Source organism: Pedobacter sp. GW821-FHT01D05 (assembly GCF_059422505.1).
In genome coordinates this window covers 362,278-387,020 of sequence record NZ_JBWKXA010000006.1, presented here as the reverse complement: position 1 = coordinate 387,020, position 24,743 = coordinate 362,278, and the positions used below count along the sequence as shown (strand labels likewise).

General features: G+C 38.0%; 22 protein-coding genes. 7 read left to right on the top strand and 15 right to left on the bottom strand.

Annotation, left to right across the window (positions count from 1 at the left end; all coding sequences use genetic code 11):
• Positions 1-48 precede the first annotated feature (48 nt).
• The 14 genes from AC07VK_RS21355 to rpsT form a co-directional block, all read right to left on the bottom strand.
• Positions 49-1,254 (bottom strand): beta-helix domain-containing protein, encoded by a 1,206-nt coding sequence (locus AC07VK_RS21355; protein WP_492962700.1) that lies wholly within the window; start codon positions 1,252-1,254, stop codon positions 49-51.
• 115 nt (positions 1,255-1,369) lie between these two features.
• Positions 1,370-4,186 (bottom strand): TonB-dependent receptor, encoded by a 2,817-nt coding sequence (locus tag AC07VK_RS21350; protein WP_492962702.1) that lies wholly within the window; start codon positions 4,184-4,186, stop codon positions 1,370-1,372.
• 111 nt (positions 4,187-4,297) lie between these two features.
• Positions 4,298-4,813, bottom strand: a complete 516-nt coding sequence (locus AC07VK_RS21345) for an Mpo1 family 2-hydroxy fatty acid dioxygenase (RefSeq protein ID WP_492962703.1) — start codon at positions 4,811-4,813, stop codon at positions 4,298-4,300.
• Positions 4,814-5,067: 254 nt separating this feature from the next.
• Positions 5,068-6,639, bottom strand: coding sequence for a ribonuclease Y (rny, locus tag AC07VK_RS21340; protein WP_029277270.1), 1,572 nt, complete (start codon positions 6,637-6,639; stop codon positions 5,068-5,070).
• Positions 6,640-6,970: 331 nt separating this feature from the next.
• Positions 6,971-7,261, bottom strand: a complete 291-nt coding sequence (locus AC07VK_RS21335) for a cell division protein ZapA (protein WP_492954540.1) — start codon at positions 7,259-7,261, stop codon at positions 6,971-6,973.
• 33 nt (positions 7,262-7,294) lie between these two features.
• The gene (locus AC07VK_RS21330) at positions 7,295-7,585 is read right to left on the bottom strand and encodes a hypothetical protein (RefSeq protein WP_057932492.1); all 291 of its coding nucleotides are present in this window, start codon (positions 7,583-7,585) and stop codon (positions 7,295-7,297) included.
• A 31-nt stretch (positions 7,586-7,616) separates the two neighbouring features.
• Positions 7,617-10,016: a phenylalanine--tRNA ligase subunit beta gene (pheT, locus tag AC07VK_RS21325; protein ID WP_492962706.1), complete on the bottom strand. Its 2,400-nt coding sequence runs from the start codon at positions 10,014-10,016 to the stop codon at positions 7,617-7,619.
• Positions 10,017-10,149: 133 nt separating this feature from the next.
• Positions 10,150-10,344, bottom strand: coding sequence for a hypothetical protein (locus AC07VK_RS21320; protein WP_029277278.1), 195 nt, complete (start codon positions 10,342-10,344; stop codon positions 10,150-10,152).
• 15 nt (positions 10,345-10,359) lie between these two features.
• Positions 10,360-10,557 (bottom strand): hypothetical protein, encoded by a 198-nt coding sequence (locus AC07VK_RS21315; protein WP_426328202.1) that lies wholly within the window; start codon positions 10,555-10,557, stop codon positions 10,360-10,362.
• Position 10,558: 1 nt separating this feature from the next.
• Positions 10,559-11,953, bottom strand: a complete 1,395-nt coding sequence (locus tag AC07VK_RS21310; RefSeq protein WP_492962708.1) for a radical SAM protein — start codon at positions 11,951-11,953, stop codon at positions 10,559-10,561.
• Between the two features lie 5 nt (positions 11,954-11,958).
• Positions 11,959-12,717 (bottom strand): prolipoprotein diacylglyceryl transferase, encoded by a 759-nt coding sequence (locus AC07VK_RS21305; protein WP_492962709.1) that lies wholly within the window; start codon positions 12,715-12,717, stop codon positions 11,959-11,961.
• Between the two features lie 3 nt (positions 12,718-12,720).
• The gene (locus AC07VK_RS21300) at positions 12,721-13,557 is read right to left on the bottom strand and encodes an endonuclease/exonuclease/phosphatase family protein (protein ID WP_492962711.1); all 837 of its coding nucleotides are present in this window, start codon (positions 13,555-13,557) and stop codon (positions 12,721-12,723) included.
• Between the two features lie 107 nt (positions 13,558-13,664).
• Positions 13,665-14,363, bottom strand: coding sequence for a RadC family protein (gene radC, locus AC07VK_RS21295; RefSeq protein WP_215129279.1), 699 nt, complete (start codon positions 14,361-14,363; stop codon positions 13,665-13,667).
• 70 nt (positions 14,364-14,433) lie between these two features.
• Positions 14,434-14,688 (bottom strand): 30S ribosomal protein S20, encoded by a 255-nt coding sequence (gene rpsT / locus AC07VK_RS21290; protein ID WP_029277289.1) that lies wholly within the window; start codon positions 14,686-14,688, stop codon positions 14,434-14,436.
• A gap of 242 nt (positions 14,689-14,930) precedes the next feature.
• Between rpsT and purN the strand changes: the two genes are divergently transcribed.
• The 7 genes from purN (at position 14,931) to rodA (ending at position 23,288) form a co-directional block, all read left to right on the top strand.
• A complete protein-coding gene (gene purN / locus AC07VK_RS21285; protein WP_492954533.1) occupies positions 14,931-15,509 on the top strand; it encodes a phosphoribosylglycinamide formyltransferase in 579 nt (192 codons plus the stop codon).
• 172 nt (positions 15,510-15,681) lie between these two features.
• Positions 15,682-17,208 carry a bifunctional phosphoribosylaminoimidazolecarboxamide formyltransferase/IMP cyclohydrolase gene (purH, locus tag AC07VK_RS21280; RefSeq protein WP_492954532.1) on the top strand — a complete coding sequence of 509 codons (1,527 nt, stop codon included), beginning with the start codon at positions 15,682-15,684 and terminating at the stop codon, positions 17,206-17,208.
• A 351-nt stretch (positions 17,209-17,559) separates the two neighbouring features.
• Positions 17,560-18,582 (top strand): rod shape-determining protein, encoded by a 1,023-nt coding sequence (locus AC07VK_RS21275; protein WP_010601761.1) that lies wholly within the window; start codon positions 17,560-17,562, stop codon positions 18,580-18,582.
• A gap of 85 nt (positions 18,583-18,667) precedes the next feature.
• On the top strand, positions 18,668-19,507 hold the full coding sequence (mreC, locus tag AC07VK_RS21270; protein WP_492962714.1) for a rod shape-determining protein MreC: 840 nt from the start codon (positions 18,668-18,670) through the stop codon (positions 19,505-19,507).
• Positions 19,500-20,015, top strand: coding sequence for a rod shape-determining protein MreD (locus AC07VK_RS21265; protein ID WP_167293246.1), 516 nt, complete (start codon positions 19,500-19,502; stop codon positions 20,013-20,015). The genes mreC and AC07VK_RS21265 overlap by 8 nt, the downstream gene beginning before the upstream one ends.
• The gene (gene mrdA / locus AC07VK_RS21260; RefSeq protein ID WP_492954530.1) at positions 20,015-22,024 is read left to right on the top strand and encodes a penicillin-binding protein 2; all 2,010 of its coding nucleotides are present in this window, start codon (positions 20,015-20,017) and stop codon (positions 22,022-22,024) included. The genes AC07VK_RS21265 and mrdA overlap by 1 nt, the downstream gene beginning before the upstream one ends.
• A gap of 1 nt (position 22,025) precedes the next feature.
• Positions 22,026-23,288 (top strand): rod shape-determining protein RodA, encoded by a 1,263-nt coding sequence (rodA, locus tag AC07VK_RS21255; RefSeq protein WP_492954529.1) that lies wholly within the window; start codon positions 22,026-22,028, stop codon positions 23,286-23,288.
• A 238-nt stretch (positions 23,289-23,526) separates the two neighbouring features.
• On the opposite strand, the gene AC07VK_RS21250 is transcribed toward rodA, so the two are convergent.
• On the bottom strand, positions 23,527-24,714 hold the full coding sequence (locus tag AC07VK_RS21250) for a DUF8457 domain-containing protein (RefSeq protein ID WP_492962716.1): 1,188 nt from the start codon (positions 24,712-24,714) through the stop codon (positions 23,527-23,529).
• Positions 24,715-24,743 lie beyond the last annotated feature (29 nt).

The following is a 24,743-nucleotide window of genomic DNA, read 5'->3' as shown; positions in this document are numbered from 1 at the left end:
CCATTATGATGAACACCCGCTTTTTATGGTTGTTGAGGAGTATTGCTATTATAAATTAGCTAACAAATCTACACCGTCAACAGTTGACCATTTTCCTTTTGTTAAAGCAGCACCTGTTGCAGTGGTAGAAACTGTCCAGTTTGTACCAAAACTAGCCGCGGTAACGTTTATGGTAGACACCCCGTTAATAAACAAGTTTGGTGTATTGGTAACCTTAACGTTAGTTAATTTGATCTTACCCGTTAATACCTGGTGGTCAAATGTAACTAAATCGCGGATTTGTACAGCACCACCATTAAATGCAGTAGGCGTTGTTTGGCTAGCATACCCATCAATTACGATATTACTATAATCACCATTACCTTCTGCTTTAAACTGGAAAGCATCTAACTGGATTTCACTTTGTGCTTCAGTTGTAGTACCAGCAGCTCTTTTTAACGTAATGTTGGTTACTTTTGGAAAAAATGCATTGTCTACACCTTTTGATTCTACTTCCATACCATAGTTGCCCACACCGGTTTGATAAGCGTACCAGTTGGTATTATCCTGGCCTCTCCAGCCATCCTGCCAATCGAAAGAATCATCAGCATTACCATAAGAGATTAAGTTTTTAGCACTTACGGTACCACCATAAAATTCGAAACCATCATCATTTCCTTTATATGAAACCAGGTTTTCTAATACTGTTCCACTACCTACTGAGTAGAATGAGAAACCATTTTGCTCTTTAGAGTTGGTTGTAATTACACGGCCTGCGTATTCTACTCTTACATATTTTAATGAACCACCATTATGGGCAGCATTAGTACCACCGTATGGCAATAATAAACCATCCTCAGAGTTTGAAGTTTGAGGAGCAGGAGCAGTCGATGAGTTTACAATCGGCGCATCACCATACATGATAATGCCATTCCAAGAACCACCAACTTTTGATTTTTCTGTTAATACAATTGGGTTATCGGCAGTACCGTTGGCAATTAACTTACCACCGTTTAATACTACTAAACCATCATCACCATCAGATTTATCAGCAGTAAAAGTAGAACCTGCCTCGATAGTTAAAGTAACACCTGATTGAATTTTAACAATACCTTTTAACGTATAATTACCAAAAGCCAATGTTCTGTTAGCTGTAATATCACCTGTGATTTCGCCTACTACCGGAACTTTTGTAGGGATCTCGTCATCTTCGTCTTTTGAACAGCCCGTAAAAATTGTAGCTGACACAGCAATTGCATAAAGTAATTTTTTCATTTTTAATCTTTTTTAATTTTCCTTTGATGTGTAAATTTAGTTTTCCTATGTTTTGAATACATTAACCCATGTTTAACATTACGTAAACCGAAGGTTAATAAATCGTAATGTCAAATTAGAATGTGTAACCAAGGCCTAACGATACGCCAACACCTCTTTTATAATCTTTAACGGTAAGGTCGTTCTCGTATATTTTCACTAAACTATTTCCGCCTAAATCAACTTTATAAGTTGGGTTTAAGATATTCTCTACGCCAAACTTTAAATCCCACTTGCCTGAAATCTTGTTGCTCCAGATCAGATCCAATTTTCCAAATGGTTTCTCATAGTAGTTATCTAAACCGTTGGTACCTACCGCATAAATACGTTCGCCATAAATATTATAGGCTACTGTGATGGTACTTTTCCAGTTTTTACTAAAATTACTTTCGTGTTTAATATCAGCATTGATTAACCATGGAGAAGCGCCTTGCAACCTGCGGGTATTTTCGTTACCAATAGCAGCCGTTTCTGCACTATTTTTTACCTTATCAATAGTAGTTTGGGTATACATCAGTGAGGTATTGAAACCAACTGAGAAATTAGAAAGTGATTCGCTGAATCTTGAGAGTTGCAATAAAAATTCTAATTCCGCACCATATAAAATTGCTTTTTTAGAGTTATCATAAGTAATGGCTAAACCACCGCTTCCAGCTGTTGGTGTAAACAAACGTTCAATAGGATTTTTCAAATATTTGGCAAATCCGGTTATGGCAAACATTTCGGTATTAGAAGGGAAAAACTCATATTTCACGTCTAAATTATAGTTTTGACTATTAATCACATTAGCATTACCATTTTCGATAGTTCCATCAGGATTTACGAACTCTAACGGGAAAGCCTCCATAATAACCGGTTTGGTTAAGGTTTTTGAAAGTGATAGCCTTAAGTTGGTTTTCTCGCTAACCGAATATTTAAAGTTTACAGCTGGCAAAACATCTGTATTGTTTTTTGTGACCCTTACAAAAGGATCGTCAATAGTTCCTGGATTTCTGAATCTTGTAACCCGTTGCGATTGCTCGACCCTTAACCCACCATTGATGTTAATTTTATCGCTTATAACCAGGGATAAATCGGCATAACCGGCGTTTACACTTTCCTGCATACGGGCAAGGTAGGTTGCACCTGTACCTTCGTTATAAGTAAAACCACCGTTGGCAATCTGCCCGGCCAAGGTAGCATCAGGTTGATTGGTATTAAAAGTAGCATTGTTAGAGGCCAGGTTTTGTGAAACCAAAAACCTGAAATTAGATTCTATTTTATTGAAAGAGCCATTGTAACCTACCGTAAATTTATTCGCTTTTGCTAAATCGCTATTTCCAAACTTCCAGTTGTATTCCAATAAACCAGATCCGAAGAAATCGCCATTAAAATCCATATACTGTCTGGTGATACTATTACCAGTATAACTGATTGATGTGGTATTGTTATCAAGCTTCGCTCCTTTAAACGATTTTCTGTCAGGAAGTTCGTAGCCTGTTTTTGAATAAGAAGCTCCTGCCCTTACGCTATGTCTATCATCTTCCGTTATTTTATAATTCGCAAATACCTGTCCGGTAAAAAAATCAGTTTTTTGCAATTGGTTTAAGCGGATAAACGAGTTATTGGCAGTAGCCTGGCCATTGGTATAACCCAATTGATCCTGTATCATGGTTTCAGTTCCTTTTAAATAAAAGGCATTTAAATTTAAGTTTAACCTGTTGGTACCATAATTAACCGCACCCAATAAAGATGAGTTGGTCGAAAACCTGTATTTAGTGGTATATAAGTTGTTATCGTAAATACCCTGAACGGTATTAAAGAAACGATCTACACCTTCTCTTATTTGAAAATTATTATCTGTATTTACAGAAACCAGATACTGGAAATAGCGGTTATTGTCAAATCTGATTTTTCGTGTATGTAGTATCCCAATATTTGTATTTAAAGGTGCATTTCCTTCTTCTACATCGAAGCCAGAGTCAAACTGTGAGTTGGCTTCGTTTGCAGTCATGGTATAAGATGATGGCTTCTTACCGAAAACCTTCGGTATGCTACGGTCATTGCTTGGAAAACCAAAGTAATCGCCAACTGAAGTCTCACCCTCCGGTCTTAAGAATTTCTTAAAGCTACTGTTAGAAAGAAAGCTGGTACCGATATTAATTTTCGTGACTGCCTTTTCGCCCTTAGCGGTTACAATATTAAATGTTCCACCTGCAAAATCGCCATATAAACCTGAGTTGAATGTTTTGTAGGTTTCTAAAACACTTACAATGTCTGTTGGGAAAAGATCTAAAGGGATAATCTTTTTGAAAGGATTGTTAGAAGGAACAGCTAAACCATTTATTAAAAGATTATTATACCTGTCTTCTAAGCCCCTTACAAATAGACCCCTGCCATCCACCTTGGTAATACCTGTAATTTTGGTTAATCCTTCTTCAACATCACTTACACCCTTTCTGGATAGTTCCTGGATTCCGATACCCTGTTTAATTTCTATTGCATTTTTTTGAAGCGATAAAAGTGCCGTTTCAGTTTCTCTGCTGGCCTGACCTTTTACCTGTACATCAGCTAATTTTTGAGAATTAGATTCTTCAAGCGCGAGGTTTAAAGTAGTTGTAGCCCCTCCGGTCACTTCCACAGCCGGTACTTCTTTATTGGCATAACCTACATAAGAAGCCTCTATAATAAATTTGCCATCTTGTAATGCAGCGATAGTATATTTACCATCAGCACCTGTAGAAGTACCTTTAGTTGTACCTTTAATTTTAACCGTTACCCCAATTAAGGTTTCGCCGGTTTTTTTATCGGTAACTGTTCCAGAAATTTTTCCTGTCTGCGCATATGATAATATGCTGATCGTTAAAGCGAACACCGTGAGTGCTGCTCTTTTAAAAGAGTTTAGTAAGTCCAATTTGCCTTTATTTGATAAGGGCAAAAGTATTACCACAGTGTTAACTACAGGTTAGGTGTTAATTAACATTGTTTTACTTTAAAGTTAACTAAACGTTAAGCGCTTTCCAGATCAATAACGGATACCCACTTTCTTGCAAATGAAGTGCAATAACCAGATCGGACCTATTAACAAGAACTTAACATCATCAAGGAATGAAGGTTTTTTACCTTCAATTTTGTGACCAATAAATTGACCAATCCAGGCGGCTACAAATATTGCCGCATAAATAGCATAGGCCGTTCCACTACCTAAGCCTACTGCTTGTTCAATTTTTACGATGATGTAACTCATTAAACCCACCACCCAAATCATCAAAAAAAACAATACTGGCGAAAGTGTAAAGTAATAATACAAGCTAAAGGCCAATAGAAAAGATGCCCAGTTAAAGAAACCGTTGTAGCTACCTAAAAAACCGATATATGGAAAAGGGATCTGCCAGATCAAACCCAATAAGCTGAATACAATTAACGGAACACAGATCCAGTGCACCAGCTTGTTTGTCGGATTTTGGTGACTTTCGGCATACTTATCAAAAAGTACATCTACTGGCCGTTTGGGTTCGATTGTTATGGTTTGCTTGCTCATTATGTAAAAATAAAAAAAAGCGATGGAATATCCATCGCTTTATATTTTGTTTAATTCATTCGCCCAAACCTTTTTCACCTATCGTTTCGTGAGGACACGAACCGAGGCTAGTATTAAACCACTCGTCATGCTGACCTATAGCGCAGCGGAAAGCTACGCAGTAAATTCAGTTCAGCATCCTTTCTTACTAAGATCCTGACCTGTAGCGCAGCGGAAAGCTACGCAGTAAAACAAGTTCAGGATGTCGATTTAGTCTATTTTGCAAATGCTACAGAACGGGTTTCTCTGATTACAGTAACCTTAATCTGTCCTGGATAAGTCATTTCGGTTTGAATGCGGGTTGAAATATCTGCAGCTAAAAGTTCTGCCTGTGCATCAGTAATACGTTCACTTTCTACAATCACACGTAATTCTCTACCAGCCTGAATTGCAAACGTTTTTTCTACGCCAGGATAAGATAAAGCCAGTTCTTCTAAATCTTTAAGGCGTTTGATATAACTTTCTACCACCTCACGACGTGCACCCGGACGCGCACCAGAGATCGCATCACAAGCCTGTACAATTGGAGAGATCATTGAAGTCATTTCAATTTCATCGTGGTGGGCCCCAATAGCATTACAAATTTCAGGGTGCTCTTTATATTTTTCGGCCAATTGCATACCTAAAATTGCGTGTGGCAATTCAGGGTTATCATCAGGTACTTTACCAATATCATGTAATAAACCTGCACGTTTAGCCATTTTAGCATTTAAGCCTAATTCGGCAGCCATAGTTGCACAGAAATTAGCTACCTCACGTGAGTGGTGTAACAGGTTTTGTCCGTAAGATGAACGGTAACGCATACGGCCAACCATACGGATTAACTCAGGGTGTAAGCCATGGATACCTAAATCAATCACGGTACGTTCACCAATTTCTACAATCTCATCTTCGATCTGTTTTTTGGTTTTCGCTACAATCTCCTCAATACGTGCCGGATGGATACGACCATCTGTTACCAAACGGTGTAAGGCCAAACGGGCAATTTCCCTTCTTACCGGATCGAAACCTGATAAAATAATTGCTTCCGGTGTATCATCAACAATAATTTCAATACCGGTAGCAGCTTCTAAAGCACGGATGTTTCTACCCTCTCTACCAATAACACGACCTTTAATCTCGTCGCTTTCGATATGAAAAATAGAAACTGAATTTTCAATTGCAGCTTCGGTAGCGGTACGTTGAATGGTTTGGATCACCACTTTTTTAGCTTCTTTACTCGCTGTTAACTTTGCTTCATCCACAATATCCTTTACCTGCATCATTGCCTGTGTACGGGCTTCTTGTTTCAGATTTTCTACCAATTGCTCTTTAGCTTCTTCGGCAGATAGACCAGCAATGGTTTCTAATTGTTTTAGGTGCTGGTTTTTAAGCACTTCAACTTCTTCTTGCTTTTTAATCGCAATTTCGGTTTGCTTTTCTAAAACGCTTTTTTGCTTATCGAGTTCTTGTTCTTTTTTATTAAAATTTTCCATGCGCTGGTTTACCGATTGCTCTTTCTGCTTCATGGTATTTTCGCGTTGGTTAATGTTATTGTTTTTGGCATTCACTTCTTGCTCATGCTCCGCTTTCATTTGCAAAAACTTTTCTTTTGCTTCTAAAAGTTTATTCTTTTTTAAGATCTCTGCATTGTTTTCTGCATCTTTTAAAATCTTTTTCACTTTGTTCTGTGCGGCAACTTCCTGCTGTTTAAGCAAGTTACGCAGGAGGAATCTTCCTACCACCACTCCGATAGCTATACCCGCTATTACGGCAAATACGTATCCTAATATTTCAACTATTTCCATTTTGTTTTTTAAGTAAAAAAAAACCGCAACTAATTTTTAAAGTCTCATACATTTTAAACCTCAACTAAGCATAATTAGGGTTTAAGCCATTTTCAGGTGCCATAGCAGATGAAATACGCCCTCTTAACCCTATAGATATTGAAGTGTTAAGTTTTATAAAATTTGAAACTCAAAAACTAGCCGCGGCTATGTTTTTATGCTAATATATTTAAAGCACGCGTCATCCTGAATTTATTTTACTACGTAGCTTTCCGCTGCGCTACAGGTCAGGATCTTATTAAACAGGCTCTGAAACAAGTTCAGAGTGACGTATACTTTGAAAGAACGAACCTTATTTTGAAAAGAAATTACTGAGTAAAACATCCAATTCTTCAACTTTATCAGCAACAGCAGTATCCTGGTTTTGTGCTTTATTTTCTGTTCTCAATACGGCTGTTGCATAATGTAACACTGCCATAGAAAGAAGATCCTGCTTATCTCTAACCGCATAATTATCCTGATAATCTTTTATGCGCTCATTGATCATTTTTGCTGCCCGTCTCACAATTTCTTCCTCTTCCATATTCACCTTTAGTGGATAAATACGGTCGGAAATGGTTATTTTAATCGAGATTTCTCCCATTTGTTTAGCTTAGTTTCTGATTTCTCTGCATCATTATTTTTTTAATAATGCAATACTTTTATCAATCTCCCGCACAAAATCGTTAATTTTTTGTTTAATGTCAAGCGATTTTTCGCTTGTTCCCTCTATACTTTTAGCCAATTTTGTAACCCTTAATTTTTCATCAAGTTCTACATTTTTGCCCTTCGCTGTATCGAGTGCTACTTTTAACGATTGATTTTCAAGCTTTAATAAATCATTTTCTTCCTGTAGCGCATTACATAGCTCTAATACCTGAGCCGTTTTTTGTAATACTTTATCTAATTGATCTGCAACAGAAGCCATGAATTTATTTCTAAAAATACGAATTTATATTTTATTTCCTAATTTCTGCACCAGCTTGTGCCGTTAAATTCGCGATTAATTTCTGCATGGTGTTTTCAATCTGCTTATCGGTCAAGGTTTGTTCTTCATCCTGTAGAATGAAGTTCAAGGCATAAGATTTTTTACCTTCAGGTAATTTATCACCTACATACACATCAAACACACCAACCTCCTTGATCAGCTTTTTATCGGTTTTGAAAGCAATGCCTTTTAAAGTATCGAAAGTTACGGCCTGATCGATCAATAAAGATAAATCTCTACGCACTTGAGGGTACTTAGAAACTTCTTTATTAACGATTTTATTTTTCCTTACAATATCCAACAGGGCTGCCCAATCAAAATCAGCATAAAAAACCTCCGCATTTACATCGGCTACTTTACGGTCGGCTTTTGAAACGGCACCAAAACTTACCAGGGTTTTATCTCCACGGAAATATTTAATCCCATAAGCAAAGTTTTCGTCATTTAAAGCATCAGATTGATAGCTTGCAATACCTAAACGCGATATAATCGCATCAACTGCCGATTTCAAGTTATAAAAAGTAACCGGTTTAGCATTATGGTTCCATTGCTCGCCCTGTTTAGCACCCGAAATCAACAATAATAACCTTGAGCGCTCAACATACTGCTCATTAATTAAATGATAGGTTTTACCAAATTCGTAAAACTTAACATCAGCATTTTTACGGTTTTGGTTGTAAGCTACACTCTCTAATGCCGGCATCAATAAATGCTGACGCATTACATTTAAATCGCTGCTTAAGGGATTTAAAATAAATACGGCTTCATCTAAATTTTTCGAATAGGCCGATTTAGTTAACGAGTTGCACATAATTTCTGCATAACCGTTTGAGGTAAGCATATCTGCAATTACGTTGTGTGTATTTTCTTTTTCAGGCTTAATGCTGTAAGAAAGCGATGCATTTACCTTTGAAGGGATTTCGATATTATTATAACCGTAAATACGCAATACTTCTTCTGTAATATCACATTCTCGGGTTACATCAACTTTAAACGATGGTACCCTTAACGCTAAAGTATCTTCAGAGGTATTGGTTGCTGAAATACCTAAAGCAGTAATAATGTGTTTAATTTCGGCTGATGGAATATTTGCACCAATTAATTTATTGATGTTGGTATAACTTACTTCAAACTCGAAAGGCTTGATATGACTTGGATAAATATCGGATACTGATGAAGAAATTTCCCCGCCAGCCAGTTCTTTAATTAATAATGCTGCATATTTTAAAGCCGTAACCGTAATCTCCGGATCAGTACCACGCTCGTAGCGGAAAGAGGCGTCGGTTTTTAAGCCATGCCTTTTTGAAGTTTTACGAACAGAAACCGAATTAAAGTAAGCACTTTCTAAGAAAATATTTTTCGTATTGGCATCAACTCCAGAAGATTTTCCACCGAAAACACCTGCAATACACATTGGCGTTTCGGTATTGCAGATCATTAAATCATCTGCACTCAACTTACGTTCAACATCATCAAGGGTTACAAAAGGTGTTCCTTCGGCAACTTTTTTCACGATTACTTTTCCACCGGCAATTTTATCGGCATCGAAAGCATGCAAAGGCTGACCCAAACCATGAAGTACATAGTTGGTAATATCAACTACATTATTGATGGGACGTAAACCAATTACCTTTAATTTATCTTTTAACCACTCTGGCGATTCTTTTACAGTAACGCCAGAAAGTGTTAAGCTGCTGTAACGCGGACAAGCTGCTAAATCTTCTACCTCTACCGGGATTACCAGGTTTTCGTTGTCTGTTTTAAAAGCTGAAAGATCAGGCATTTCATATTCACTTCTGAAATAAGCAGCTAAATCTCTCGCTACACCTAAATGAGAAGCTGCATCAGCACGGTTTGGCGTTAATCCGATTTCGAAAACAAAATCATCATCCATTTTGAAATGATCTTTAGCACGGATTCCTATTTCTGTATCCGCTGCAAGGATCATGATCCCATCATGCGATTTACCCAAACCAATTTCATCTTCGGCACAGATCATGCCCTGCGAAAGTTCTCCCCTGATTTTTGATTCTTTTATTTTAAATGGCTCGCCCTCTAAAGGATATACGGTTGTGCCTACGGTAGCTACTACCACTTTTTGGCCAGCACCTACATTTGGAGCACCGCAAACAATCTGAAGGTTTTCTTTTCCACCAACGTTTACCGTAGTAATGCGCAAACGATCGGCATTGGGATGCTGAACACAGGTTAATACTTCGCCAATAACCAATCCCTCTAAACCGCCTACAACAGGCTGCACTTTTTCTACACTTTCTACTTCTAAACCAACATTGGTAAGAATTAACGAAAGCTCTTGAGGTGTTTTATCGATCTGTACGAATTGTTTTAACCAGTTATATGATATTTTCATTTGGAGTATCAGGTAGTGAGTATCAGGTATCAAGACAAATCTCGACTGATACTCTATTTCTATAAAACGCAAAGATATTATTTAAAGGTCAAAGGAGAAAGTTAAACCCGCAATCTTGACACAATAAAAATGACTAATGGCCAATATTTAAGTTAGATAGAATTACTGCACACGCCCCTGCTCCTATTACCAACATGATAACAGATGCAATAACCAATTTAAGGCCGGGTTTAACGGGTTGATTTTTAGCAGCTTTTACGATAATCTGAATGATACCAATTACAAACAACAATACTACAATTACCCAATATACAATAAAAATTTCCATGAGCTTAATTTGAGATTAACTGTTGGCAAGCAATACTGCACAGGCACCAAAACCGATTACCACCATAATTACCGAAATGATAAGCAGTTTTAACCCGGGTTTTACGGGTTCGTTCCTTGATGATTTAATAATAATCTGAATAATCCCCACTATAAAGAGTACAACTGCAGTAAGACAGTAAATAATTAACAATCCGAATAAACCTTCTTCCATGTTAGTTCATATTTAATTTTTCCCTGATCAGATCTATTTTGTTGTCGCGGTAAAAAATATTCATGGTTTCGAAGGGTACCATTTTATATTTATCACTCACAATATGTACGCATGATTTTTTAACGGCGCGTACATCAAAATCCAGCGGATCCATAAAATTCATGATGATAATCCGAAATAAATTATCGTAGCTTAAACTATCCGATTTTACCCTTGGCAGACAACACATCAATTCGCCAAAGGTATCTTCGGCACAATCTACTGAAACACCTGTACTAAAAAGATTTAGCATATGTTCTTTCAATTTTTCATCGTGTTCGAAAACGATGGTATTTTTTGAATTGTTGAGTAAATCTTCCGGATTGATCAGATGTGTCATCGGGATCACCTCATCACCGATTTTTAATGCATAAGCCATACACAGGGCATCGGGATTACAGGGCACAGGGATTAAATCCTGAGGAGTAAAAACAGGGTATTGTTCATAAATTTTTCTGCGCACCTCAGTTAGCGTTATTCTCCCCTGTTGATCATTATAATCATCATTTCTTCCGGCAACCTGAGTAGGCTGAAAAGTAACACCGCGAACACATTTCTGCTTAAGTGCGTAATCTAAAATATCGCCAATTTCGTGATCGTTAAGGCCATTTTGCAAAGTAACCACCAAAGTAGTAGACACATTAAACTGGTTGAGGTGATCGATGGCTTTTTTTCTTACTTCGGTAAGATCTTCTCCCCTAAGCCTGGTCAATACTTCAGCACTGAAACTATCAAACTGCAGGTAGATTTCAAAATCGGGCATATAGCTTGCTAATTTTTCTACAAAGCCAATATCTTTTGCAATCCTGATCCCATTCGTATTTACCATTAAATGTTTAATGGGTTTTGTTTTGGCAAGGTCTAAAATCTTAAAAAAATCGGGATGCACCGTTGGTTCTCCACCCGAAAGCTGAACCACATCGGGCTCACCTTCGTTTGCCACAACAACATCCATCATGCGTTCTATTTCTGCCAAAGTTCTGTGCCTGCCATAACTTGGCGACGACATGGCATAACAGGTTGGACAGGCCAGGTTGCAACGATCAGTAACCTCTATTACGGTTAAACACGAATGTTGTTCATGATCGGTACATAAGCCACAATCGTAAGGGCAACCGTAATGCACTTTGGTATTAAACTTAAGTGGCATTTCCGATTGTTTATTGTAATTGCGGATCTGTTTGTAATATTCTACATCATCGGCAATCATTACTTTGCTATCACCGTGCGTTCTGCAGTTTTTCAGCATAAATACCTTAGCGTCCTGAAAAACAATTTTCGCATCGCAAAGCTGTAAACATTCAGGGCAAAGACTTTTGGTATAATCGTAATATATATAATCTCTGGTATTGGCCATAATGTTTACTGTTTATGTAAAATCTGTTTCGAAATTCTGATGATGAATCTATAATAATAAATAAAAATAAACAATGCAGACCAATGAATGCTACTTAAATTTAAAAATAACGAATGGTAAGGTTTTATAAATTCTACCCAAAAACGGAACAGGAAATACAATACCATAAACAATTTAAAGCGGTCTCCATTGATCAATGGCTTATTTTTCAAACCATTGAACAAAAAAATCAAAAGCATGAGGTAAAGCATTTCGTAGAGCATGATGGGATGCCGCAATATGCCATCACCCAAATCCATACCTGTAAAAAAATGGGTAGGGATGCCATAGGTTGGCTCGTCGATCCCCATGGAAAAGCAACCGATACGGCCAATAATAAGGGCAACCAAAATCGGGATCACATAGATATCTCCAGAGGCGATATTCACACCTATTATCTTTTTTATTAATTCAACACCGAACAAACCGCCAAGCAAACCGCCAACAATGGTTTTACTCTGATAAAGAACTGAAAAACTAAGGTGGTGGAGTACTTCAGGCGTTTCGAGTACAGCAATTACACGCGAGCCAATTAATGCCCCAAGCATAGCGCCCAACATAATCCACAGCCTGTTTTCGTCAGATATCGGGTCTTTAATTCCTTTTTTATAGAAATAATACAACCTAACACCAATTATAAATGCCAGTGTTTCGAAAATATAGTGATAGTGGTATTGGTTACCAAAAAGTTCGAATTGAAAGGGAAACAGAGATTTTAACAGCATTTATTAAAACCAAAGTCTGCAAAAAACAGGTAAATGATCAGAATAGTACCTTTTATCCTTACTATCAGTTAATACGGCAAATTTCTGCACCTTAAATCCTTTGTTTACAAAAATGTAGTCGATCCTGTTTTTCAGATCACTGTTAAAATCAAACCCATTAAAAGTGCCTGTCGGCCCATATGGAGGCTCTACAGAAACATCTTTTGCGTCGATAAGAAATGATTTTATGGTAGCAATGGCTTCAGTTTCGGGTGTTACATTTAAATCGCCTGTAAAAACAACCGGTAAAGTAGGAGCTATCTGTTGTATTTTTTGTTTCAATAATTTAGCTGATTCAATTCTCGCTTTCACTCCAACGTGATCGTAATGTGTGTTAAAAACGATAAATTCTTTTTTATTCTGCTTATCGTATAATTTAACCCAACTGCAGATCCGGTTAAGTGCAGCATCCCAACCTTTTGATGGAACATCTGGTGTTTCTGACAACCAAAAAGTTCCGCCATCCTTTTTAGTGAACCTGTTTTTATCAAAATAAACGGCAGAAAACTCGCCCTTTCTTTTACCATCCTCACGGCCAACACCTACTACATCGAAATTGGAATTCTCCAAAAGCGCATCAAACTGTTCAGGTAAGGCTTCCTGTACACAAAGAATATCAGCATCGTGAAATTTCACCAGGGCCTTAACATTATCTTTTCGGTTAGGCCAGGCATTAACACCATCAGATGCTACGTTTAAACGGATATTGTAAGTAATAATATTAATTGGGACTGCCGTTTTTTGCGCAAATGCCATAACGGTTAACAAAAGAAAAACAGGGATGATTTTTAAAGTATTCATAAATATAATTATACAATTTAATTAGTGTGGACTAACCAGTAATATTTAATTTTAAGCCGCTATTATACTAATTTAAGGTTAATTGTATTTTAACAACCTAATATCTTTTAAATTAAATCTTCATCCCGATAACTGTAGTAACGGTTATTGGCAAAAATCAGGTGATCAACCACGTACAGGCTAAGCAAATTTCCTGAAGCAACCATATTCCTGGTCAATTTATCGTCGCTCTCACTAGGCTTTAAACTTCCTGAAGGATGGTTATGTGCTAATACAATATTTGCGGCATTGTTTTCTAAAGCTGTTTTAAAAATAATTTTCGGATCGGCTACTGTACCTGCCTGTCCGCCTTTACTGATCAGAAATTTACCTATCACCCGATTAGACCTGTTTAGGAGTAATATCCAGAACTCTTCGTGATTGAGATTTGCGAAAGTTTGATGTAAATATTTATAAACATCGTTAGAAGTAGTAACATGGGTAATGGCCTCTTCAGCAGTTTCCTTCCGCCGCAAACCAAGCTCTAGAGCGGCAATTATAGTTAATGCTTTGGCTTCTCCAATACCTCTAAACCTGGAAAGATCCAGAATAGAAGCTTTTCCCAGTTTTGTTAAATTGTTATCGTAAAACGACAAAATCCTTTTACTTAAATCCACAGCAGTTTCATTTTTACTTCCCGAGCCAATTAAAATAGCAATCAGTTCGGCATCTGTTAAATGTCTTCGGCCATGTAATAAAAGTTTTTCACGGGGGCGATCTTCTTCAGCCCATAACTTTATACCTAGTTTCTGTTCGTAATTTTCCATTTTTTTAGACAAAAAAAGGCATCCTAACTTTTGGTTAGGATGCCTTTACTAATATCGTAAAAAAATTGGCTTATTTTAAACCGTTAACGAATTTCGTTAATTTCGATTTGTTATTAGCCGCTTTGTTTTTGTGGATAATATTCTTTTTAGCTAAACGATCTAACATAGAGATTACTTTAGGCAATAAATCAGATGCAGATTTTTTATCTTCTGCAGCACGTAATCTTTTAATAAAGGTACGTGTAGTTTTTGCCTGATATCTGTTACGTAAACGTTTTGTTGCGTTTGCTCTAATTCTTTTTAATGAAGATTTATGATTTGCCATTTCTATTTAGCCTTTTATTTTTCTTATTCGTTTCCTATAATTCGGGTTGCAAATATAGGATTAATGTTTTTAAATTACAAAACACTTTCAACTTTTTTTTCATTAAAATTAAACCCCATTTCCGAACTGCAAAAATAGGTTAAAATTATTCATTATAAATACTTTAACTTAATTCAATAAAATTTCCTTTCGATTAAGAAAACAGGCTTAAAAATACTATTTTTGGGCAAAACGATTTTTGAGTGAAAAAACGAATAGCCATCTTTGCATCAGGTTCTGGCTCCAATGCCCAAAAACTGATGGAGCATTTTAAACGGAGTAATGAAATAGAAATATCTTTGGTATTAACCAACAATGCCGATGCCTATGTATTGCAGAGAGCTGATAATTTCGAAATCCCCACTCATATTTTCGACAAAAACGAATTCTATAAAACCGACGAAGTAATAGACCTTCTCAAAAATCTTGAAATCGATTTTATTGTTCTTGCAGGTTTTCTTTGGCTGATCCCTAAAAACCTGATCCATGCTTACCCTGGCAGAATTGTAAATATCCATCCGGCAATCCTTCCGAAATTTGGCGGTAAAGGCATGTATGGCGACCATGTACACCTCGCGGTGATGGCCGCCGGCGAAACCGAAGGCGGCATAACCATTCATTACGTTAATGAAAACTATGATGAAGGGGAATATATTTATCAGGCCAGGTACCGAATCGATAAAAATGACAACCTGGAAATGGTAAAGTTTAAAGGCCAGCAGCTCGAACACCAGCATTACCCCCGTATTGTAGAAACCATAGTAAGAAAGATCAGCAAATAAATCACACCATAAAACGGGTTAATAAGGCTATTTAATTAGGCTTTAGAAGAGCTTATCTGGCAAATGAATATACCTTATTATATATAGTGGAATAAAATTTAATATTGATAGGTAAATCTCATTAAAAAACAATCCTGTTTTACTACCTTTGCGGCTCAAAATTTTCAGTAGAATGAGTCAATCCATTAAAATCAAAAACGCTTTAATCTCAGTATATTATAAAGATGGTTTGGAGCCATTGGTAAAATTGTTGGCCGCGCAAGGGGTACAGTTATTTTCTACCGGTGGAACAGAACAATTCATCAAAGATTTAAATCTTCCGGTTACGGCGGTTGAAGATTTAACAGGTTATCCGTCTATTTTAGGCGGACGTGTTAAAACTTTACACCCAAAAGTATTTGGTGGAATTTTAAACCGTAGAGCTTTAGCGGGAGATCAGGAGCAGATTGCTGAATATGAGATCCCCGAAATTGATTTGGTTATTGTTGACTTATATCCTTTTGAAGAAACTGTAAAAGCAGGCGGAACACCAGAAGAAATTATCGAAAAAATTGATATTGGTGGTATTTCCTTAATCCGTGCAGCTGCAAAAAACTTCAACGATGTGGTGATTATCGCATCGAAAAACGACTATCCTACCTTACAGGCCCAATTAGAAGCTCAAAATGGCGAAACTACTTTAGCACAGCGTAAATCGTTCGCTAAAACAGCTTTCCATACTTCTTCACATTACGATACTGCAATTTTTAATTATTTCAATACAGAAGAGCCGCTTGATGTTTTCAAACAAAGCGTAACAGAAGCTAAAACTTTGCGTTATGGCGAAAACCCTCATCAAGGCGGTGTATTCTATGGCGATCTAGATGCGATGTTTACCAAACTTAATGGTAAAGAGCTTTCTTACAACAATTTGGTTGATGTGGATGCAGCTGTTGCTTTGATCGACGAATTTGAAGATCCAACTTTTGCAATCTTAAAACACACAAATGCTTGCGGTATTGCTTCCCGCCCTACTGTTAAACAGGCCTGGCTTGATGCATTGGCCTGCGATCCGGTTTCTGCTTTTGGTGGCGTATTGATTACCAATGTTGCGGTAGATTTAGAAACGGCCCAAGAAATTAACAACCTGTTTTTCGAAGTATTAATTGCACCTTCTTACCAACCAGAAGCAATTGAGTTATTCAGCAAAAAGAAAAACCGCGTTATTTTACAACGTAATGAGGTTGAATTGAGCAAAAAACAATTTAAAACACTATTAAACGGTGTAATTGAGCAGGATAAAGATTTAATTATCGAAGGTCCTGAGCAAATGACAACCGTTACCGATAAAGCGCCAACTGCACAAGAGTTAAAAGATTTGTTCTTCGCTAACAAAATTGTAAAACACACCAAATCGAACACCATTGTTTTGGTTAAGGATGATGTTTTAATTGCAAGCGGCGTGGGTCAAACCTCACGTGTTGATGCATTAAGACAAGCGATTGAAAAAGCAGCGGCTTTCGGATTCAGTGTTAAAGGTGCAGCAATGGCTTCTGATGCTTTCTTCCCTTTTCCTGATTGTGTTGAGATTGCTGCCGAAGCCGGAATTACAGCTGTACTGCAACCAGGCGGATCGATTAAAGATGCCGATTCTGTTGCAAAAGCAAACGAAAAAGGTATCGCAATGGTAACCACTGGGGTAAGACACTTTAAACACTAGATAAGGTAAAAGGTTGAGGGTTTAAAGGTGGAAGGTTACCTATCGAAAGCTTAAATTCACCATGCGGGTATGAAACTTTGAGGGGCCTCCCCCTTTGGGGCAGGGAGAGAAAATTTGAAAAGCCGCCCCCAGGTAACCTAACCCGACAGCAGTCGTTCCGATTTTTCATCAGACTGAACGGATAGCGGGACTGCTTTAACCTAAGAATCACAGCTTTTTATTTTCTGAATATTTTAATTGCCTTAAAAACAATTTAATAACTGAAGAAAATAAAACTTAAAACAATAAAAAAGCTATTTTTACATTAGGAATAGTATAGATTTGATAAAATAAAGAAAACATACCTTATACATGGGATTATTTAACTGGTTTACGCAAGAAGTTGCCATCGATTTAGGCACTGCGAATACCCTGATTATACATAACGACAAAGTAGTTGTAGATGAGCCATCTATCGTTGCTTTCGATCGTACTACAAACAAAGTCATTGCTATAGGTCGTCAGGCAATGCAAATGGAGGGTAAAACCCACGATAACATTAAAACCGTTCGTCCATTAAAAGATGGTGTAATTGCCGATTTCAACGCTGCTGAAGCCATGATTAAAGGCATGATCCGTATGCTTAATGGCGGTAAAGGATGGATGTTCCCATCTTTACGTATGGTAATCTGTATTCCATCTGGTATTACTGAAGTAGAAAAACGTGCAGTACGCGATTCAGCTGAAATTGCCGGTGCAAAAGAGGTATACTTAATTCACGAACCAATGGCAGCAGCCGTAGGTATCGGGATTGATGTAGAAGAGCCAATGGGTAACATGATTATCGATATAGGTGGCGGTACCACAGAAATTGCGGTTATCGCTTTATCGGGTATTGTTTGCGATCAATCAATCCGCGTTGCGGGTGATAACTTCGACTCCGATATCGTAAACTACATCCGCCGTCAACACAACATTATGATCGGTGACCGTACTGCTGAAAAAATTAAAATTGAAGTTGGTGCAGCTTTACCTGAACTTCAGGATGCTCCTGCCGATTTCGCAGTTCAAGGTCGCGATTTAATGACCGGTGTACCCAAACAGATCACGGTTTCTTATACCGAAATTGCACATTGTTTAGATAAATCGATCTCTAAAATTGAAGAAGCAATTTTAAAAGCTTTAGAGATTACGCCTCCGGAGCTTTCGGCAGATATTTACCAAACTGGTATTTATTTAACTGGTGGTGGTGCATTGTTAAGAGGTTTAGATAAGCGTGTAGCGGCTAAAACCAAATTACCTGTACACGTTGCAGAAGATCCGCTTCGTGCAGTAGTTCGTGGAACTGGCATCGCCCTTAAAAACATTGGCGGATATAAATTCTTAATGCAATAACCCAGATTTGGGATATGAGATGTGAGATTTGAGACTAACTATCCAAACTCGCATCTCATGTCTCACATCTCATACCTCATGAGCAATGCGTAACCTTTGGATTTTCATCAGCAGATACAACGCATTTTTCTTATTTATCATATTTTTTATCGTTGGGATCTACTTCACGGTGAAAAACAACTCCTATCAGCGTAGTGTAACCCTAAACTCAAGCAATGAGGTGGTTGGCACCGCATACGAAAGGTTAAATGTTTTTAAACGATATTTAAACCTGGGTATGGTTAACGATAGTCTTGCAGCCGAAAATGCTAAGCTTAAAAGCCAATTATTGGCATTAACTACGGTAGATACTGCCAAAGATGTTAAAGTTGTAGATACGGTTACCAATCAGCAATACACTTATTTAGCAGCCAAGGTGGTTAAAAACTCGATCACGTTGCGCAACAACGTAATGACCATTAATAAAGGTACTGTTGATGGCATTAAAAGCGGCATGGCCGTTATTGCGCCTCAACGTGGAGTGGTTGGTTTCATCCGTGATGTTTCTGCACATTTAGCAACCATCCAGTCACTGTTACATAAAGACACCAAGATTAGTGTAACCTTGAAAAAGAACAATGCGCTTGGCTCATTAGTTTGGGGCGATGGAAATTTCGATATTAAAAAGGCATTTGTTAAAGAGGTGCCCAACCACATTAAAATGTACGTTGGCGATAGTGTTGTTACTTCAGGTTACGGGTCATTTCCTGCCGGAATTTTGGTTGGAAAAATCATCAAGCCTAATGTAGCCACCAATGATAATTTCTTATCAGGAGAATTAAATTTATTTACAGATTTTAGCACATTGCAATATGTATATGTGGTTAAAGATAAAAAAGCCGAAGAGCAAAAGGCTTTAGAAAGCATCGCTAAACCGAATGAATAGTAGAATCATTATTATAAATGTGATCAGGTGGTTTTTACTCCTTTTTGTGCAGATCTTCCTGCTCAAGAATATGGGCTTCTATGATCTTTCTACACCATTCATTTATGTCTTATTTTTGCTCCTGCTTCCCTTCGGCATACCCAACATTTTGTTATATTTACTGGCTTTCGGAACAGGCTTAACCCTCGATGCTTTTTACGATACCATGGGCGTACATGCTACAGCCTGTGTGGTTTTGGCTTTTGTAAGAATTTCGTTTATTTCAATTAGTTTAAACCGCGACGCAATTGATGACCCAGAACCATCGTTAAGTTATATGGGTTTCCAATGGTTTTCACTTTATGCTTTTCTTTGCGTTGTTGCACACCATTTGGTGCTGTTCTTTTTAGAAACATTTAGGCTAACCGAAGTTGGTTATACCTTAATGAGATGCGGCTTAAGTTGTATCTTTACACTGCTTATTATTTTATTGGTAGAGTTTATATTCTATAGAAGGACACCACGCTAATGGATCAATTATTTAACCGAAAATATATCGTTCAAGGATTATTTATTGCAATCGCCCTGATTTTATTGGGGAAGTTATTTTATATCCAGATTATTAGCGACAAGGCTTTCGTTTCTGCAGAAAGTAATGTTTTACGCAAAATTTATAAATATCCTGCCCGTGGTGCCATTCTAGACCGCAATATGAAGGTGATCGTGCAAAACGAACCTGTGTACGATTTAATGGTTACGCCAAACGAAGTAAAACCTTTCGATACCTTAGCACTTGCTCAGGCATTAGACATTACTTTTGAGGATGTTCGGAAAAACCTTAAAAAAGCAAGGGGAAAATCGAGTTACCAGGCTACCCCTTTTCTTAAACAGATTTCGGTTCAAAGTTATGCCCGTTTGCAGGAAACACTTTACCGTTTTCCAGGCTTTAGAACACAGGACAGAACCATCAGACATTACCCCGATAGTGTTGGTGGACAGTTATTTGGTTATGTAAAAGAAGTAAGCCCCACCGATATAGAAAAATCTGAAGGATTTTATAAACCTGGTGATTACAAAGGCAAAAGTGGTTTAGAGTTTTCTTATGAAGAAACTTTAAGAGGCGAAAAGGGTGTAATTAACACAGTATATGATGCGCACAATACCCCACAGGGAAGTTATGCAGATGGTAAATACGATGTAAACGCAGTTTCGGGAGAAAGATTGATCTCAGGAATCGATATGAGGATTCAGAAACTCGGTGAAGAATTGATGATGAATAAGGTTGGTGCAATTGTCGCTATAGAACCTGCTTCGGGAGAAATTCTTTCACTGGTAAGTAGTCCGGGATATGATCCAAATCTTCTGGTGGGCAGAAACCAGGGGAATAATTACATGGAATTTATTGTTGGTAATCCATATCGTCCATCTTTAGTAAGGCCCATCATGGGCTACTACCCTCCAGGATCGTCGTTTAAACCTGTTGATGCCTTAATCGGATTACAAGAAGGCGTAATAGATCCCAATACCACATTCTTTTGTCCGCACTATTATCAGGCTGGAAACAGAAAAATTAAATGCGAACACTTTGATGGTTCAATTTCGCTGAGAAGAGGCATTGCCCGTTCCTGCAATACTTACTTTTGTTATGTTTTTCAGAAGCTGATTACCAAAAACGGCATGAAAAACCAACGACAAACTTATCAGGAATGGCGTGATAAAGTAGCCAAGTTTGGTTTCGGATCAAAGCTCGATATCGATATGCCCTATGAAAGAAAGGGCTATTTTTATACAGCAGATCATTACGATAAAGTTTATGGCAAAAGATGGGGTTATACCAACGTAATTTCGCAGGCGATTGGCCAGGGTGAGATTACCGCTACCCCATTACAGATGGCAAATGCCATGGCGATTATTGCTAATCGTGGTTATTACATTAAGCCGCACTTAATTAAAGGTATAGGCGATAAGAACCTGGTTAAAAAAGAATATGTGGTTAAAAATTATGTGGGTGTAGATGCCAGACATTTCGAACCGGTGATTGATGGCATGCAAGATGCCGTAAACACCAGTTGGGGAACGGCCATACTATCCCGGATTCCAGATGTGGTACTCTGCGGAAAAACAGGAACGGTACAAAACCCACATGGCAAAAACCACTCGGTATTTATAGGCTTTGCGCCACGCGATAATCCAAAAATTGCCATTGCGGTAATTGTAGAAAATGCAGGTTATGGCAGTACCTATGCAGCACCAATTGCCAGCTATATGATCGAAAAGTATCTGAAAGGGAGTGTTAGCGGTGGAAGAGCTGCCCAGGTAGAATGGATGAAGAATCAAAACCTGCTTCCGTTACTAATCGACAAAACAAAAAAGATCAAATTAACGAAGGCAGATAGTCTGTTGCTTAAAAAAGCAGATTCAACCAAAAGGATAAAAGATAGTTTGAGAATTAAATCGGCAACGATAAAACAAACGGTTACTACAAAACCTAAAGCATTAAAAACAACCTTAACCGATAAACCTGTAATCCAGAAATAAAATGCAGCAGCAACAGGGAAACCGTTTTTTCTTTAATGTAGATTGGATTACTGTTTTAATCTATATCGCCTTATGCGCGATTGGTTTCATCAATATTTATGCTTCCGTTCCACCAGAACAAACGGCTGTGTTTGGCTTTAGCACGCTTTACGGTAAACAGCTCATTTATATCATTACTGGTTTAATTTTAGGCTTATCGATTTTATTATTTGACGGGAGGCTTTTCAATGTCTTCTCACCCTTTATTTATGGCGGTACACTGCTGTTGTTAATGGCCGTACTGCTAATTGGCAACAAAGTGGCCGGAAACCAGGCATGGATTGCAATAGGCTCTTTTAAACTTCAGCCTGCCGAATTTGCCAAGTTTGGCACAGCATTGCTTTTAGCTAGATACGTCGGGGCATTTAACCCCAAATTCCGCGATGTTAAATCAATCATGATTGCTGGATTGATCGTGGCTGCACCCTTGTTACTGATTATGCTTCAGCCCGATACAGGTTCGGCATTGGTATTTCTTGCCTTTATGTTCCCCTTGTACCGCGAAGGTTTATCAGGTTACTTTCTATTGATATTTCTGGGAATGATTGTGCTCTTTATTGCCGATTTCTTAGTACCAACCTATATCTTAATCATCATCTTAACCACAATTGCTGGCCTCTTCATTTACAACAACAGAAGAAAGCAAAAAATTATCTTCTCAACCGTTTTGGTAACCGTTTTTGCAATTGGCTATCTGTTTCTGATAAAAATTGCGTACGAAAAAGTTTTAGCCCCCCACCAACGTAGCCGTATTGAATTAATGTTAGGCCTTAAAACCGATAATAAAGGTGCGGGTTATAATGTAATTCAATCGCAGATTGCCATAGGCTCAGGACAGGCAACTGGCCGTGGTTTTTTACAGGGCACACAAACCAAATATGGCTACGTACCCGAACAGAGCACCGATTTCATCTTCTCTACCATTGGTGAGGAATGGGGATTTATGGGCTGTTCTGTAGTAATAGGTCTGTATATGTTTCTGCTACTCCGATTGGTTAATTTAGCAGAAAGGCAACGATCTACATTCTCCAGGGTGTATGGCTATAGCGTAGCCTGTATCCTCTTTTTTCACGTTTTTATTAATATCGGAATGACGATCGGAATTATCCCGGTAATTGGAATTCCCCTACCCTTAATTAGTTATGGTGGTTCGTCGTTATGGAGTTTTACAATTTTACTATTTATCTTTTTAAAGCTCGATTCTAACCGGATGGGATTTATTTAGGCTAAGTGGGGAGTCTGGAGTCGATATCTAGCCTAAAATGCCCTTTTTAAGTTACATCATTTCGAGCGGAGTGCAACGCAGTCGAGAAATCTATATTAACAGATTTCTCTCCCGAACATTCGGGACTACACTTCAGTCGAAATGACGACCCCACAATAGATACTGACCTGTAGCAAAGCGGAAAGCTACGCAGTAAAACAAGTTCAGTATGACAACAGCGCGGTGTAACGCCAGGCGATTACTTACTAAACCTTCGGTTCAATAATTCGTAAAACTGATCAACCGTAGCCTGCTTATTGGCCCAGTTATTCTTTGCAGCATAATTATTCTGAAGGTAGCTATCTGCGGCTTCGAAGCTGTTCATCTTATTGATGATGTCAATTACTTCCGAATAGGCCAGATTATACCCATTAAAAAGATCTTTGATAAAAAGTAACTTTTCATTTAAACTGATCGCCTGTTTTAAATCTGTAATCGGTGCTTTAACAGGCTCATCACTTTTGCCATTTGTTTTGGCAAGCAGGTCGTTTAAACTTGGTGCAGGTTTAGCGGCTTCGGGCTGTGGAGCTGGTTTTACTGGAACAGCTTCAGGTGTAAACAAAGGACGTTCCTGCTCAACCGGTGGCGAAATAATGGGATCATCCAGTTTCACATCCTTCAGTGCCTCAATATGCTGAGTAGCAGGTGCAGGTATAGGTTCATCCACTTTAGCGGCTACAACAGGCGCTTCTTTCTCTATTATTTCTGGCTCTTCTTTATGGGGGATTAAAAAAGGTTCAGGACCAATTTCATCTTCTTCAGTTGGTAAAGCCTCTTCCTCAACAGCTAAAGCATCTTCCTTTTCGTGAATTATCTTTTTACGCGCTAAAATTTCAGCTTCTTCTTTGCTTAAAGGGCGATCGAAAATTTCTTCAACAGATTTTGCTTCATAATCGAACTGATCGTTTTCATCGTGTGTACCCAGCACAAATTCAAAAGTATGATCGTCCTGGTCGGGTTTAAAAAAATCTTTATTTAAAAGTGCTTCGGCTTTTTCTTCTTCAATACTTTCATCATCCAACACTTCCTGTTTGGGCTTTACATCCACTCGTTCTTCTTCTTCCTGAGCTGTAGCTACTTCTTCCAGTTCCTGTGGATCGAAACACTCATCGTCTTCTACATAACTTTTTTCAGCTTCGGGCAGGATAATGGTATTTTGTTCGGCCAGCAAAGCATGATTTCCAGATTCGGTGGGCTTATCCTCTATTATGGTATTTAATTTTTTGACGATATTCACATGATCGGAAAGAAAATGGGCATTGGCCAGAAAAAGCTCCAGCTCCAAATCGTTTAATTGCTGAGGGTTTTGAGCTAAAAACTGATATTGCTCATTTAATTCTGTTAAAATGCTGCCGATCTTTCTGAAAATATCTTGTTGGTTCATCATAAAATTAAAACGGATTTTTAATCGATTTA